This is a genomic window from Streptomyces sp. NPDC046860, assembly GCF_040645115.1.
Classification (GTDB): domain Bacteria; phylum Actinomycetota; class Actinomycetes; order Streptomycetales; family Streptomycetaceae; genus Streptomyces.
The window spans coordinates 81,618-95,847 of the sequence record NZ_JBEYXQ010000004.1 but is presented as its reverse complement, the minus strand read 5'-3'; the positions used below and the strand labels follow the sequence as shown (position 1 = coordinate 95,847).

Here is a 14,230-nt window from a genome sequence, read left to right as displayed (position 1 = left end):
GCCGGGCGAAACACGCACGGGAACGCCGTGAACACACACGGCGAGCGTTCGCCTAAAGGGGGCCGGGAAGGCCCGGAAGCGCGACGGACGGATTCCGCTCGATGCCCCGGGACCGGAAAGCGCGAAGGCCCCGCGGGCGCGTGCGCGCCTGCGGGGCCTTGCCGAGCCGGGGCCGGGGAGGCCGTTACTTCTTGTCCTTGTCCCCGCCCTTGTCGCCACCGCTGCTCATGGATTCGTAGATCTCTTTGCACATGGGGCAGACGGGGTACTTCTTGGGGTCGCGGCCGGGCACCCACACCTTGCCGCACAGCGCCACGACGGGGGTGCCGTCCAGGGCGCTCGCCATGATCTTGTCCTTCTGGACGTAGTGGGCGAAGCGCTCATGGTCGCCGTCGCCGTGGGACACCTGCGGCGTCGGCTCTACGAGGGTCCCCGTACCAGTCCCGCGCTCGGGCTCAAGAGTGCTCATACCGCCAAGGGTACTGAAGCTCACAGGCATCAGTTGAGCGATGGGTCGTCCGGATACGTGGCCACCATGGCCAGGTCTCCGCGCTGGCGGCGCAGCACCTCGCGCCACAGCCGCTCCGGGGCCGGGGAGGAGACGTCACCGGGCTCGGACTCGACCACGTACCAGGCGCCCTGGTCCAGCTCGTCCTGGAGCTGGCCGGGGCCCCAGCCCGCGTACCCGGCGAAGATCCGCAGCGCCCCGAGGGCGGAGGCGACCAGCTCGGGCGGGGTCTCCAGGTCGACCAGGCCGATCGCGCCGTGCACCTGGCGCCAGCCCAGCGGGGCGCCCTCCCCCTCGCCGCCGGGGACCACCGCGATGCCGAGGGCGGAGTCCAGCGAGACGGGGCCGCCCTGGAAGACCACACCGGGCTCGCCGGCCAGGGCGGCCCAGTCGGCCAGCACGTCGCGCACGTCCACCGGGGTGGGCCGGTTGAGGACCACTCCCAGGGACCCCTCCTCGTCGTGGTCGAGCAGGAGCACCACCGCACGGTCGAAGTTCGGGTCCGCCAGGGCGGGGGTCGCCACGAGCAGCCGCCCTGTGAGCGAGGACACCTCGGTCATGCCAGACATGATCCCGCATCCCGGCCCCGCATGGGGAGCCGAAAGGCACATGAACAGCGAGCACGCCGTCTCGCGGGGCACGGCCGGGCGGTGACCCCGCGTGCGCGGGAGGAAACCGTTCGTGTTGTGACACGGCTGGCGGGTGCTCGGGCTTACGGGCGGGGGGTGATCGGCGATTACCCTGTCTCTCCGGCCCCTGCGCAAAGTGACCGGCCGGCCCCTGCCCGACTCATCGGAACGCGAGATTCATGACCGTCAACGACGATGTCCTGCTTGTCCACGGCGGAACCCCGCTGGAGGGCGAGATCCGTGTCCGCGGTGCGAAGAACCTCGTGCCGAAGGCCATGGTCGCCGCCCTTCTGGGCAGCGCGCCCAGCCGCCTGCGCAACGTCCCGGACATCCGTGACGTGCGGGTCGTGCGCGGCCTGCTCCAGTTGCACGGCGTGACGGTGCGTCCGGGCGAGGAGCCGGGCGAGCTGGTCCTGGACCCGACCTACGTCGAGAGCGCGAACGTCGCCGACATCGACGCCCACGCGGGTTCCAGCCGTATCCCGATCCTGTTCTGCGGCCCGCTGCTGCACCGTCTGGGTCACGCCTTCATCCCCGGCCTCGGCGGCTGCGACATCGGCGGCCGTCCGATCGACTTCCACTTCGACGTGCTGCGCCAGTTCGGCGCCACGATCGAGAAGCGGGACGACGGGCAGTACCTGGAGGCCCCGCAGCGGCTGCGCGGCACGAAGATCGACCTGCCGTACCCGTCGGTGGGCGCCACCGAGCAGGTGCTGCTGACGGCCGTGCTGGCCGAGGGCGTCACCGAGCTGTCCAACGCGGCCGTGGAGCCCGAGATCGAGGACCTCATCTGCGTGCTGCAGAAGATGGGCGCGATCATCGCCATGGACACCGACCGGACGATCCGCATCACCGGTGTGGACTCGCTGGGCGGCTACAACCACCGCGCCCTCCCGGACCGCCTGGAGGCCGCCTCCTGGGCTTCCGCGGCACTCGCGACCGGCGGCAACATCTACGTCCGGGGCGCCCAGCAGCGCTCGATGATGACGTTCCTGAACACCTACCGCAAGGTCGGCGGCGCCTTCGAGATCGACGACGAGGGCATCCGCTTCTGGCACCCCGGCGGCCAGCTCAAGTCCATCGCGCTGGAGACGGACGTGCACCCCGGCTTCCAGACCGACTGGCAGCAGCCGCTGGTGGTGGCCCTGACCCAGGCCACGGGCCTGTCGATCGTCCACGAGACGGTCTACGAGTCCCGCCTCGGCTTCACCTCGGCGCTGAACCAGATGGGCGCCCACATCCAGCTCTACCGCGAGTGCCTGGGCGGCTCGGACTGCCGCTTCGGCGCGCGGAACTTCCTGCACTCGGCGGTCGTGTCCGGCCCGACCAAGCTGCAGGGCGCCGACCTGGTCATCCCCGACCTGCGCGGCGGCTTCTCGTACCTGATCGCGGCGCTGGCCGCCGAGGGCACCTCACGGGTCCACGGCATCGACCTGATCAACCGCGGCTACGAGAACTTCATGGAGAAGCTCGTGGAACTGGGCGCGAAGGTCGAGCTGCCGGGCAAGGCGCTCGGCTAGGTCCCACGCAGAACGCGAAATGGGCGGTCCCCCGATCGGGGGACCGCCCATTTCGCGTTGTCGGGGTTACTTACCCTTTGCCGCTTCCTTGAGCTTCGAGCCCGCGGAGACCTTCACGCTGAAGCCGGCCGGGATGTTGATGGGCTCACCGGTCTGCGGGTTGCGCGCGGTACGAGCGGCACGGTGGGTGCGCTCGAAGGTCAGGAAGCCGGGGATGGTGACCTTCTCGTCGCCCTTGGAGACGATGTCGCCGACGACCTCGGCGAACGCGGCCAGCACGGCGTCGGCGTCCTTGCGGGTCACCTCGGCGCGGTCGGCCAGCGCGGCCACCAGCTCACTGCGGTTCATGTTCTTACTCCCGTGTTCTTCTTGCCAATGAGGCGTGAGGTGAGATCGATGCCGATGCGCTCGCGCCCAGAGACGCATCCTGCCCCTACCTGCGGCGGGAAAGCCAATCCGGCACCCGTAGGAGTCATGAGAACACCCTAGGGAGTCACACGAAAAGCGCCTGCCCCGCCGCCACCCTAGAGGGCGGCACGACCGGGCAACGGGCGACTCGCCGCAGGGGAGGCCGCATCGGTCCCACGACCTCCCCGACCCTACGGCAAGGGCTGCTAGGACGTCGCAGCCGCCGCCCCGGCGGCCTTGGCGGCTTCGCGGACCGCTCCGGCCACCGCTCCGGCGACCTTGTCGTTGAAGACGCTGGGGACGATGTAGTTCGGGTTCAGCTCGTCCTCGGTCACCACGTTGGCGAGCGCCTGCGCGGCGGCGAGCATCATCTCGGTGTTGACGGTGCGGGACTGGGCGTCCAGCAGGCCCCGGAAGACACCGGGGAAGACCAGCACGTTGTTGATCTGGTTGGGGAAGTCGGAGCGGCCGGTGGCCACCACGGCGGCCGTCTGCCGGGCCACCGCGGGGTCGACCTCGGGGTCCGGGTTCGCCAGTGCGAAGACGATCGCGCCGTCCGCCATGGCCGCCACGTCGGTGCCGTCCAGGACGTTCGGGGCGGAGACGCCGATGAAGACGTCCGCGCCGCGCACGGCCTCCTTGAGGGTGCCGGTGAGGCCCTCGGGGTTGGTGTTGTCCGCGATCCAGCGCAGCGCGGAGTCCGCCGGGGCGTCCACGAGGTCCTCGCGGCCCGCGTGGACGACACCGTGGATGTCGGCGACGACGGCGTTCTTCACGCCCGCGGCCAGCAGCAGCTTCAGGATGGCCGTACCGGCCGCGCCGGCGCCGGACATGACGACCCGGATGGACTCCATCGAGCGGCCGGTGACGCGCAGGGCGTTGGTCAGCGCGGCCAGGACGACGATGGCGGTGCCGTGCTGGTCGTCGTGGAAGACGGGGATGTCCAGGGCCTCGCGCAGCCGGGCCTCGATCTCGAAGCAGCGGGGCGCGGAGATGTCCTCCAGGTTGATGCCCGCGAAGCCGGGGGCGATCGCCTTGACGATCTCCACGATGGCGTCGGTGTCCTGGGTGTCCAGGCACAGCGGCCAGGCGTCGATGCCGGCGAACCGCTTGAAGAGGGCAGCCTTGCCCTCCATGACGGGCAGCGCGGCCTTGGGGCCGATGTTGCCGAGGCCGAGCACGGCCGAACCGTCCGTCACGACCGCAACGGAGTTGCGCTTGATGGTCAGGCGCCGGGCGTCCTCGGGGTTCTCCGCGATCGCCATGCAGACGCGGGCGACACCGGGCGTGTAGACCATGGAGAGGTCGTCACGGTTGCGGATGGGGTGCTTGGACTGCATCTCGATCTTGCCGCCGAGGTGCATGAGGAACGTACGGTCGGAGACCTTGCCGAGGATGACGCCGTCGATCCCCCGCAGCTCCTCGACGATCTCGTCGGCGTGCGCGGTGGAGCTGGCCGCGATGGTGACGTCGATACGGAGCTTCTCGTGCCCGGACGCGGTGACGTCGAGGCCGGTGACCGAGCCTCCGGAGGACTCCACGGCGGTGGTGAGCTGCGAGACGGCCGTTCCGCTCGCGGGCACCTCCAACCGGATGGTCATCGAGTAGGAGACGCTGGGCGCCGTTGCCATGGCCGACTTCCTCTGCTTTCACCGTGTCGCGTGTTGTGCCGTCCGATCGTCGCACCTACCGCCGAGTACGTGGTAGTCGCCCCCGATTGCGGACGTTGTGTTCTCGGGGACTTCCCCAAGACGAGAGGCCCACGTCACAGGTGACGTGGGCCTCTCGCGAACGTTCATGACACCGACCCGCCATGCTCGCCTCGCGGCAAGTGGTCGCTCGTAGCGACGAAGGTTGGGCCCGGGGGCTTGGATCGGGCCGGTGCCACGACAAGGCTAACAAACGGACCCCCGGGGGCATTCCCCCGTGCACGGGGTTCCGTGAACGCGTCGCGGTCAGTCCCGCAGCAAGTCCGGCACCCCGGCCTCGTCCGGTTCGTCGCGGTCGCCGGAGACGACGGTGAGCTGCTGGGTGGCGCGAGTGAGGGCGACGTAGAGCACCCGCAGGCCGGCCGGGGACTCGTCGGCGATCTCCGCGGGCGAGACGACCACGGTCGCGTCGTACTCCAGGCCCTTGGCCTCCAGGCTGCCGAGGGCGACCACGCGGTCGCCGAGCCCGGCGAGCCAGCGGCGGGCCTCCTCGCGGCGGTCCATGGCGACGACCACGCCGACCGTGCCGTCGACCATGCCGAGCAGCCGCTCGGCCTCCGCGCGGACCGTGCCGCCCAGGGAGTCGCCGGCCGGACGGAAGCGCGGCCGGACGCCGGTGGAGCGGACGGCGCGGGGGGACGTGGAGCCGGGCATGGCGAGGGCGAGGACCTTGGCGGCCAGCTCGGCGATCTCGGCCGGGTTGCGGTAGTTGACGGTCAGCTCGAAGCGGCGCCGGGGTCTGGAGCCCAGGGCCTCGTCGCGGGCCTCGGCCGCCTCGTCCGGGTCGGACCAGGAGGACTGGGCGGGGTCGCCGACCACCGTCCAGGTGGCGTGCCGGCCCCGGCGGCCGACCATGCGCCACTGCATCGGGGTGAGGTCCTGCGCCTCGTCCACGATGACGTGCGCGTACTCGGTGCGCTCCTGGGCGAGCCGCTCGGCGCGCTCGCGCTGGGTCTCCTCGCGCACCGGCATCAGCTCCTCCAGGCCGGTGAGCTGGTCCAGCGGGTCGAGCTCGCGCTTCTTGCGGGGGCGGGCGGGGGCGCCCAGGATCGCCTGGAGCTCGTCCAGCATGGCGATGTCGTGGACGGACAGGCCGTCCCGCCTCAGCGCGCGGGCCACCTTGCGGACCTCGCCGGGGTTGAGCACGCGGCGCGCCCAGCGGCCGAGCCGCTTCTCGTCCGCCATGGCCGCGAGGACGCCCTTCGGGGTCAGTTCGGGCCACCAGGCGTCGAGGAAGGCGATGAAGGAGTCCTCGTCGGCCACGTCGTCGTCGAAGGAGGCGCGCAGCTCGGCGGCCAGCTCCGGGTCGGTGTGCCGGCCGGCGGCGCCGGACCTGGCCCACAGGGCATCCAGCAGCAGCTTGCGGGCGCGCGGGCGGAGCAGGTTGACCGGGGCGGTGCCGCCGAGCGCGGTGCGCCGTACGGTCTCCAGCTCCTCCGTCTCCAGTTCGAGGCGGCGGCCGAAGGCCACCACGCGGAGCCGCTCGGGCGGGGTGCCGCCCTGGGCGCCGAGTTCGAGGGTGCCGCGCGCGGCCCGGCGCAGCACCTTCAGCATCCGGTACGAGCCCTTGGCGCGGGCCACGGCCGGGGAGTCGTGGAGCGTGGCCTCGGCACCGTCGACCAGGGAGCCGATCGCGCGGATGGCGACCTGGCCCTCCTCTCCGAGGGAGGGCAGCACGCCCTCGGTGTAGGCCACCAGCAGCGGGGTCGGCGAGACGATGAGGATGCCGCCCGCGTAGCGTCTGCGGTCCTGGTAGAGCAGGTAGGCGGCGCGGTGCAGGGCGACGGCGGTCTTGCCGGTGCCGGGGCCGCCCTCGACGTAGGTGACGGAGGCGGCGGGGGCGCGGATGACCTGGTCCTGCTCGGCCTGGATCGAGGAGACGATGTCCCGCATGGTGTGCCCGCGGGCCTGGCCGAGGGCCGCCATCAGCGCGCCGTCGCCGATGACGGGCAGTTCCTCGCCGTCCAGGGTGGCCTTCAGCTCGGGGCGCATCAGGTCGTCCTCGACGCCGAGGACGCGGCGGCCCTTGGAGCGGATGACCCGGCGCCGCACGACCCGGCCGGGGTCGACGGGGGTGGAGCGGTAGAACGGCGCGGCGGCGGGCGCCCGCCAGTCGATGACCAGCGGGGAGTAGTCCTCGTCGAGGACGCCGATCCGGCCGATGTGCAGGGTCTCGGCGATGTCGGCGGTGCTGTCCGGGCGCACGGCCCCCTCGGCGGGCTCGACGGCGGTGTACGCGCCGTCGGGGCCCTTCTTGCCGTCCTTGCCCTGGAGCAGGTCCACCCGGCCGAAGAGGAAGTCCTCGAACTCGTTGTTGAGCCGGTTGAGGTGGATGCCGGCCCGGAAGACCTGCGCGTCCCGCTCGGCCAGCGCGCCCGGTGTGCCCACATGGCCGCGCTGGGCGGCGTCGTGCATCAGGAACTCGGCCTCGTGGATCTTCTCCTCGAGCCGCCGGTACACCCGGTCCAGGTGTACCTGTTCGACGCTGATCTCTCGGTCACGTACGGAGTCGTGTGCGTCGTGTACCGAGAGATCCGCGGGATGCTGAACCTGAGCGGCCACCGGGCCCCCTTCTGACGTGCTGGGCAGCCGTCAACCGTACGCGAAGAGGACCCGGCAAAGCTACGCGGGCGTGATCTCAGGCATCCACTTGGACGAGCTTCTTCCCGTCGAGGGTCATCACGTCGAAGTGGTCGATCTCGCCCGGCTGGAGCGCGGTGCCGCCCCCGATGAACAGCGGGTTGCGGGCCTGCTCGGTCTTGGCGTCCGGGATGCCGTACCCGTCCTTGGGGACGCTCCAGGAGCCGAGGGTCTGCCGCTCGCCGTTGGTGCCGACCGCGATCAGGGAGCACTTCAGCTCGCCCTTGACGCCGGTGAGCCGCAGCACGGCGTCGGTGCCCCAGGTCTTGCCCTGCATGGCGACGGTGGCGGAGACACCGGTGCCGGCGTCCGTGCCGGTGACCTTGTGGGAGAGCTGCCCGAAGTGGTCCTTGGCGGAGGCGGCCAGCGGGGTCGCCGTCTGCCCCGTGTCGCCGCCGGCGGACATCACGGCCACCGGGCCGCCGATGATCAGCGCGGCGGCTGCCGCGACCAGGTAGAAGCCGCGGCGCCGCTTGCTCGCGCGCCGCTCGGAGACCTCGTCGACGAGCTTCTCGACGAGCCTCGGGGTCGGCCGCGCGGACAGCGACTCGCCGATGACGGGGGTGCTGCCGGTGCCCGGCAGGTCCGCGAGGGCGGCCAGCATGGGCTCCATCCCCGCGAGTTCGTCCAGTTGCTGGGCGCACCACTCGCAGCCCGCGAGGTGCGTCTCGAAGGCGGTCGCCTCGGTGTCGTCCAGGATTCCGAGGGCGTAGGCGCCGACGGTCTCGTGCTCGTTCGGCACCGGAGATCCCTGCATGGGGCCAGACATACCCGTACCGCCCGCGCCGAATCCTCGCATTCCTCCGTACACACTCATCACGCCGTCACCCCCCGCTCCTCCAGCGCCAGCTTCATCGACCGCAGGGCGTAGAACACCCGTGAGCGCACCGTGCCGCTGGGTATCCCGAGGGTCTGCGCCGCCTCGTTGACCGTACGCCCCTTGAAGTAGGTCTCGACGAGGACCTCCCGGTGGGCCGGGGTCAGGTCGTCGAGCGCGTCCGTCAGCGTCATCAGCCAGAGCGCCTTGTCGATCTCGTCCTCCGCGGGGATGACCTCCAGCGGCGACGGGTCGACCTCCTGCGGCCGGGCCTGCCGGCTGCGGTGGCCGTCGATGACGATGCGCCGGGCGACCGTCACCAGCCAGGGGCGTACCGATCCGGTCGCCCGGTTGAGCTGGCCGGCGTTCTTCCAGGCACGGATGAGGGTTTCCTGTACGACGTCCTCGGCGCGCTGCCGGTCACCGGCGACCAACCGGAGGACGTAGGCGAGGAGTGGTCCGGCGTGCTCCCGGTACAGGGCACGCATCAACTCCTCGTCGGGTTCCGACGACTGTGAGGGCTGCGAGGACATGCGATGTCGGGCCCTCGATCCACGTTCATTGGCCACGGCCGCATCCTTGCGCACGCCCACCTCCGGTGTCCGGGGCTTGCCCCCGTCGGTCGCTCGCCCCTTCGTACGGGGCGGGTGGCGCGCTTGTTCAAGGTGAGGTGGTGTTTTTCTCAAGTGCCACGTGACGAGCGGGACATGCGCGCACATTCCCACCGCGCGATCTTTACATTTCCGACACGGCGTCAACTCGTCGGGGACTGCCCCTACTTACCGGTAACCAAACCTCGGTGTTGCGCAAATCACGCGCCTCAAGTGCAGGTGTGTTTCCGGCACTTGGGCCGTACCCGGACGATCAGGACCGCGTCAGCGCGGCCCGCCTCCGGTGCCGGGCGACCCGCTCCCGGTTCCCGCACCCCTCGCTGGAGCACCACCGCCTGCGGCGGCCGCGGGAGGTGTCGAGGTACAGCAGCGGGCACCCCTCGGCCTCGCACTCGCGCACGGCGGACCGCGCCAGGGGGTCGGTGAGGAGGTCGATGGCGTCGCGGGCGAGCAGGGAGAGGAGGGCGTCGGAGCGGGGCGGCTCGGCCAGGTCCCGCTTCAGCCGGCCGCTCCCGTCCGGTACGGCACCGACGGCCGGGGGCGCGGCGGCACGGGCGGCGCGGTTGATCCGGTCCAGCGAGTCCAGGGGCACCGCGAGCCCGTCGCGCCGCACCAGCCGGTCCACGTCCAGCCGCAGCTCCCGGAACCCGGCGACCCAGCCCCCGTCGACCCCCTGGAGCCGCACCCCCGCGGGCACCAGCCCTGCCCCGGTGATCCACCGGGCCAACTCCCGCGCCGTACCGATCCGTTCCTCCGGATGCGCGGTGGCCAGCAGATCCAGGCAGCTTCGCCCGGCGTCGAATCGTGGCGTACCCGGTGCCATGCGTCACGTCACCACCCAGACAGGAGACGTCCTTCTCGCTCCCGTCCACAGTGCCCGTCCCGCCCCGCGCCCGGAACCCCCCGCGTCAGACGGCCCGGTGGCGGCTGCCCCGCCGCACGCGTCCGTCCGGCCACAGTCGCGGCCCCCGCCCAGCCGCGAGATCCTCCGCCCAGCCGAAGGCGACGACGCAGCCGCAGATCAGGGTCCAGGTGAGGGCGAGGACGGGCCAGGGGCTCTCCAGGAGCCAGGGGCAGTCCTCGTCGAGGACGTCGTAGCGCCAGAGCTGGTCCCAGAGGGTGGAGGCGGCCAGGATGCAGAGGTTGTGCCAGAGATAGACGGTCACCGCACGGGAGTTGAGCAGGGTGATCAGGCGCTCGAAGGGCCGCAGCGCGCGCGGCCAGTCGGTCCACGCCGGGCTGACGTGCAGCAGGAGCAGCACGGTGGCCAGGGACCACAGGGACTGGGCGAACGGGATGTCGTCCAGGTCGTGGCCCTGCCGGAAGCCGTGCGTGAGCGCGTACCAGAGGCCGAGCCCGGCCACGAGCGGGGCGACGGACGGCACGACGTAGCGCGGAACGCGCTTCAGGACCCCCTGCTGGTGGGCCATGCCGAGAATCCAGCAGGCGCCGAAGGTGCTGAAGTCGGTCAGCGCCGACGGGACGCGCTCGCCGGGGAGCTGGAGGTGGCCGAACTCGAAGGCGGCCGCGAGCGCGACCGGGGAGAGCACGGTGATCCACGGGATCGCCTTCAGCGCCCGGAGCAGGACCGGGGAGAGCAGCACGAACCACAGGTAGGCGCGGATGTACCAGAGCGGTCCGGCCAGTTCGGCCGCCCAGTCCGGGCCGAGCACCCCGTGGACGCCGGGCAGCGTGCCCGCGTACGGCGGGTCGCTCAGCGGCAGCACCCAGAAGCCGAGGTGCGCGAACCACCAGAAGGGATGCCCCTCGGCGCCGGGGCGCCACCCCTGGAGCACCATGCCCGAGACCCCCAGCGCGCCCAGCAGCCAGAGCGGGGGCAGCAGGCGGCGCATCCGGCCCCGTACGACACCGAGGGCAGGGCGCTTCAGCGAGCGGGCCATCAGGTTGCCGGCGAGGGCGAACATCACGCCCATGGACGGGAAGACGACGGGCAGCCAGGCCCAGCCCATGAGGTGGTAGAAGACGACGCGGAAGAGCGCGAGGGCGCGGAGCAGGTCGAAGTAGCGGTCCCGGACCGGGGCCTGCCGCCGTACCGGCTCGGGAGCCACCTCGGGAGTGAGTGCCGTCGTCATCGCAGCGCCCCCTCGGCCGGGACCGGCGCCGACACCCCGCCCTTGCGGCGCAGCTTCTGCCAGCGCAGCCGGCCGCCGGTGAGCGCGGTGATCCAGGACTGGAGGAGCACCACGTACATGAGCTGGCGGTACAGCAGTTGCTGGAGGGGCAGGGAGATCAGCGGGGTGAGCCGCTCCCGGTCGAGCGCGAAGGCGTAGCCCGCGCAGACGGCCTGGACGGCCAGCACCGCGAACCAGGACGCGATCGTCCTGCCCGTGGGGCCGAAGACCAGGCCGTAGACGAGGAAGACGTCGATCAGCGGGGCCAGCAGCGGGGCGACCACCATGAACAGGGACACCAGGGGCAGCCCGACCCGGCCGAACCGCCCGGAGGGCCCGCGTTCGAGGACGGCCCGGCGGTGTTTCCAGATGGCCTGCATGGTGCCGTAGGACCAGCGGTAGCGCTGGGACCACAGCTGCCGCACGGACTCCGGGGCCTCGGTCCAGGCGCGGGCCTTCTCGGCGTAGACGACGCGCCAGCCGTCCCGGTGCAGGGCCATGGTGATGTCGGTGTCCTCGGCGAGGGTGTCGTCGCTCATCCCGCCGACCCGCTCCAGCGCGGTGCGGCGGAACGCGCCGACGGCGCCGGGGATGGTGGGCATGCAGCGCAGCACGTCGTACATGCGCCGGTCGAGGTTGAAGCCCATCACGTACTCGATGTGCTGCCAGGCCCCGATGAGGGTGTCCTTGTTGCCGACCTTGGCGTTGCCCGCGACGGCGCCGACGCGCGGGTCGGCGAAGGGCTGCACCAGCTCGGCGACGGTGGACGGCTCGAAGACCGTGTCGCCGTCCATCATCACGATCAGGTCGTGACGGGCGTTGGCCAGGCCCCGGTTGAGGGCGGCGGGCTTGCCCGCGTTGTGCTGCCGGACGACGCGGACGCCGGGCAGCCCGAGCGCCTCCACGATCCGGGCGGTGCCGTCGGTGGAGCCGTCGTCGACGACGACGACCTCCACCGGGTGGTCGCCGCCCACCAGTGAACGCACCGTGTTCTCGATGCACTTGGCCTCGTTGTACGCCGGGACCAGCACGGTCGCCGGTTCGGTGACCGGCTCCCGGCCCCAGCGGAAGTCACGGCGCCGGGTACGGCGGGCGTGCGCGGCGGACAGCAGCAGCATCAGCCCGAACCGCCCGAAGACCAGGACGCCGACGACGGCGAGGCCCGCGACGAGCACGGTGGTGCTGCTGTCCGCCGCCTTCACCAGCACGATCCACGCCTTGCCCGTCCACAGCCCGGCCCCGGTGACGGGGGTGTCGCCGCTCGGCGCGTCCAGGGCCCGGGTGAGGGTCTGGAAGCGGTAGCCCTCGGCCCGCAGCCTGGGCAGCAGGGTGTCGATGGCCTGGACCGTCTGGCTCCGGTCGCCGCCCGAGTCGTGCATGAGGACGACCGCGCCCTCGCCGTCGCGGGGCGTGGCCCGGCGGATGATCTCCTCGACGCCCGGCCTGCGCCAGTCCTCGCTGTCGCGGTCGTTGAGCACGGTGAGATAGCCCCGCCCGCCGACGTACCGGGTGACCGGCCAGGACGTGTCGTCCATCGCGGAGGCGAAGGAGGAGTACGGCGGCCGGAACAGCGAGCTGCGGATGCCGGCCGCGCCCGCGAGCGCCAGCTGCCCCTGGGACAGCTCCCAGTCGATCCGGCGCTCCGACTGGTAGGAGAGGTCGGGGTGGTTGAAGGTGTGCAGGCCGACCTCGTGGCCCTCGGCGACCATGCGCCGGACCAGCTCCGGGTGGCGGGAGGTCATCGTGCCGGTCACGAAGAACGTGGCCTGCGCGTGGTTCCGCTTCAGCGCGTCGAGGACCTTGGGCGTCCAGGTCGGGTCGGGGCCGTCGTCGAAAGTGAGGACGATACGGCCCTTCGGCACCCGGAGGCTGTCGGTGCGGCCGCCCCGGGTGTCGATGACGGGGCCGCCCCCGGTGACCTTCGCGGGCACCCGCCCGGCGGGCGCCTCGGGCCGGACGCGGTGGTCGGCGAGGATCTCGTTGTGGACGTAGCCGTGCAGCATGAGCATGGCCAGCGTGGCGAGCAGCAGCAGGAAGGCCAGCAGCGGGCGCAGCGGGAGCCGGCGGCGCCGGGGCAGCGCCCGGCGATCGGTTCGCGGAGTCATCGGGTTCTTCCGGTCGGGGTCGCGGCGCGTCATCCGGCGGCGGGGCGGGCGGCCGAGCCGTGCGGCTGCGGGCCGTTTCCGCCGGCCGGGGACTCGGTGACGGCCGGACTGGGCGCGGTGCTGCTCGGCGCCTGGGACGGCTCGGCCGACGCGGTCGCGCTGGTCGCGGGCCTGGGACTGCTCCCGCCGGGCGCGGGCGGCACGGACCGGCCGGACGTCGGGCTCGCCGCGGCGGGCGGCCGGGCGGCGGTGGTGCCGCCGGCCGCGGGGCTCTGCCGCCCGGGTACGGGCACGGCGGCGACGGTGGCGGGTGCGGTGCCCGGCGCGGCGGGTCCGGTGCCCGTGCGGCCGCGGCCCTTCCCACCGGTGGCGGCCGGGGCCGAGGCGGTGGGCGCGGGCGAGGTGTCGACCCGGCTCGCGGGCTCGTCCTCCTTCTGCGGCATCGGCAGCCAGGGCGCGTCGGAGCTGCCGGAGAGCAGGGTGACGCCGATGACGGCGGCGTAGCCCGCGCAGAGTCCGGCGACCAGCAGGCCGAGGCGCCGGAAGGTGCGGCTGCGGCGGCCGGACTCGTCCACGAACACCGGTGCGTCCGCCGCCTCGGCCCCGCCCGCGCGGTCGGCGGCCGTCGCGCCGTCGGCCTGGACCGAGTCCAGCTGGACGGTCACCTCGTGCGGATCATGGGCCGCGCGTCCCGCCGGGGCGGCGTCCGGCGGGACGGCATCCGGCCGGACGGGCAGCAAGGCCGTCCGTTCGATTTCGGACCCGCCGCCCGAGGGGCGGAAGTCGGCCGCCGCGCGCGGGGTTCCCGGGCGCGGGAGCAGGGCCGTCGCGTCGGTCGCGGACAGGGCGGCCGGGCCGCCCCGGAGTATCTCCGCCGCCGCGAACACACCGGCGTCGAATGGGCGTACGACGCGTGGGAACGCGGCGCGCCCTCCGCCCGGCGGATTCCCGCGCGGAGCTGCCGATTCAGCCTCCGCCACGGTTCCGGTTTCCGGAAAAGCCTGGGTGGAACCCCCTGCCACCTGCATGTCTTCTGCCGCCGACGCCACATCGGGCCATTCCGGTCGACGGTCGTCTCGCCACTGTTCCACGTGCGCACATCCCCCCACGGGACTGTTCCGGGGTGCGCCGGCGACACCCGAGCACGCGCC

The 14,230-nt window shown here is 72.5% G+C and carries 12 protein-coding genes; 1 reads left to right on the top strand and 11 read right to left on the bottom strand.

Going from position 1 to position 14,230, the window contains the following annotated elements; genetic code table 11:
• Positions 1 to 184 precede the first annotated feature (184 nt).
• Positions 185 to 469, bottom strand: a complete 285-nt coding sequence (locus ABZ898_RS07950) for a DUF3039 domain-containing protein (protein WP_030810948.1) — start codon at positions 467 to 469, stop codon at positions 185 to 187.
• A gap of 29 nt (positions 470 to 498) precedes the next feature.
• Positions 499 to 1,068 (bottom strand): YqgE/AlgH family protein, encoded by a 570-nt coding sequence (locus tag ABZ898_RS07945; RefSeq protein ID WP_361654047.1) that lies wholly within the window; start codon positions 1,066 to 1,068, stop codon positions 499 to 501.
• Between the two features lie 248 nt (positions 1,069 to 1,316).
• On the opposite strand from ABZ898_RS07945, the gene murA reads away from it, so the two are divergent.
• Complete coding sequence (gene murA, locus ABZ898_RS07940) at positions 1,317 to 2,657, top strand: UDP-N-acetylglucosamine 1-carboxyvinyltransferase (RefSeq protein WP_361654044.1); 1,341 nt, start codon at positions 1,317 to 1,319, stop codon at positions 2,655 to 2,657.
• Positions 2,658 to 2,723: 66 nt separating this feature from the next.
• On the opposite strand, the gene ABZ898_RS07935 is transcribed toward murA, so the two are convergent.
• The 9 genes from ABZ898_RS07935 to ABZ898_RS07895 form a co-directional block, all read right to left on the bottom strand.
• Positions 2,724 to 3,005 (bottom strand): HU family DNA-binding protein, encoded by a 282-nt coding sequence (locus ABZ898_RS07935; protein ID WP_018549700.1) that lies wholly within the window; start codon positions 3,003 to 3,005, stop codon positions 2,724 to 2,726.
• A 266-nt stretch (positions 3,006 to 3,271) separates the two neighbouring features.
• Positions 3,272 to 4,696 (bottom strand): NAD-dependent malic enzyme, encoded by a 1,425-nt coding sequence (locus tag ABZ898_RS07930; RefSeq protein ID WP_361654041.1) that lies wholly within the window; start codon positions 4,694 to 4,696, stop codon positions 3,272 to 3,274.
• Between the two features lie 324 nt (positions 4,697 to 5,020).
• Positions 5,021 to 7,336, bottom strand: coding sequence for a UvrD-helicase domain-containing protein (locus ABZ898_RS07925; protein ID WP_361654038.1), 2,316 nt, complete (start codon positions 7,334 to 7,336; stop codon positions 5,021 to 5,023).
• A 76-nt stretch (positions 7,337 to 7,412) separates the two neighbouring features.
• A complete protein-coding gene (locus tag ABZ898_RS07920) occupies positions 7,413 to 8,183 on the bottom strand; it encodes a zf-HC2 domain-containing protein (protein ID WP_361654035.1) in 771 nt (256 codons plus the stop codon).
• Positions 8,184 to 8,230: 47 nt separating this feature from the next.
• Complete coding sequence (locus tag ABZ898_RS07915) at positions 8,231 to 8,824, bottom strand: sigma-70 family RNA polymerase sigma factor (RefSeq protein ID WP_030810966.1); 594 nt, start codon at positions 8,822 to 8,824, stop codon at positions 8,231 to 8,233.
• A gap of 271 nt (positions 8,825 to 9,095) precedes the next feature.
• Positions 9,096 to 9,665, bottom strand: coding sequence for a CGNR zinc finger domain-containing protein (locus ABZ898_RS07910; RefSeq protein ID WP_361654032.1), 570 nt, complete (start codon positions 9,663 to 9,665; stop codon positions 9,096 to 9,098).
• Positions 9,666 to 9,750: 85 nt separating this feature from the next.
• The gene (locus ABZ898_RS07905; RefSeq protein ID WP_361654029.1) at positions 9,751 to 10,935 is read right to left on the bottom strand and encodes an acyltransferase; all 1,185 of its coding nucleotides are present in this window, start codon (positions 10,933 to 10,935) and stop codon (positions 9,751 to 9,753) included.
• The gene (locus tag ABZ898_RS07900; RefSeq protein WP_361654026.1) at positions 10,932 to 13,079 is read right to left on the bottom strand and encodes a bifunctional polysaccharide deacetylase/glycosyltransferase family 2 protein; all 2,148 of its coding nucleotides are present in this window, start codon (positions 13,077 to 13,079) and stop codon (positions 10,932 to 10,934) included. Before ABZ898_RS07900 ends, ABZ898_RS07905 begins: the two co-directional genes overlap by 4 nt.
• A gap of 29 nt (positions 13,080 to 13,108) precedes the next feature.
• Positions 13,109 to 13,966, bottom strand: a complete 858-nt coding sequence (locus tag ABZ898_RS07895) for a hypothetical protein (RefSeq protein ID WP_361654023.1) — start codon at positions 13,964 to 13,966, stop codon at positions 13,109 to 13,111.
• Positions 13,967 to 14,230 lie beyond the last annotated feature (264 nt).

What these genes read in the sequence shown, in the direction of transcription:
- ABZ898_RS07950 (WP_030810948.1), bottom strand. Translation starts at nt 469, where the DNA reads ATGAGCACTCTTGAGCCCGAGCGCGGGACTGGTACGGGGACCCTCGTA.
- ABZ898_RS07945 (WP_361654047.1), bottom strand. Translation starts at nt 1,068, where the DNA reads ATGACCGAGGTGTCCTCGCTCACAGGGCGGCTGCTCGTGGCGACCCCC.
- murA (WP_361654044.1), top strand. Translation starts at nt 1,317, where the DNA reads ATGACCGTCAACGACGATGTCCTGCTTGTCCACGGCGGAACCCCGCTG.
- ABZ898_RS07935 (WP_018549700.1), bottom strand. Translation starts at nt 3,005, where the DNA reads ATGAACCGCAGTGAGCTGGTGGCCGCGCTGGCCGACCGCGCCGAGGTG.
- ABZ898_RS07930 (WP_361654041.1), bottom strand. Translation starts at nt 4,696, where the DNA reads ATGGCAACGGCGCCCAGCGTCTCCTACTCGATGACCATCCGGTTGGAG.
- ABZ898_RS07920 (WP_361654035.1), bottom strand. Translation starts at nt 8,183, where the DNA reads ATGTCTGGCCCCATGCAGGGATCTCCGGTGCCGAACGAGCACGAGACC.
- ABZ898_RS07910 (WP_361654032.1), bottom strand. Translation starts at nt 9,665, where the DNA reads ATGGCACCGGGTACGCCACGATTCGACGCCGGGCGAAGCTGCCTGGAT.
- ABZ898_RS07905 (WP_361654029.1), bottom strand. Translation starts at nt 10,935, where the DNA reads ATGACGACGGCACTCACTCCCGAGGTGGCTCCCGAGCCGGTACGGCGG.
- ABZ898_RS07900 (WP_361654026.1), bottom strand. Translation starts at nt 13,079, where the DNA reads ATGACTCCGCGAACCGATCGCCGGGCGCTGCCCCGGCGCCGCCGGCTC.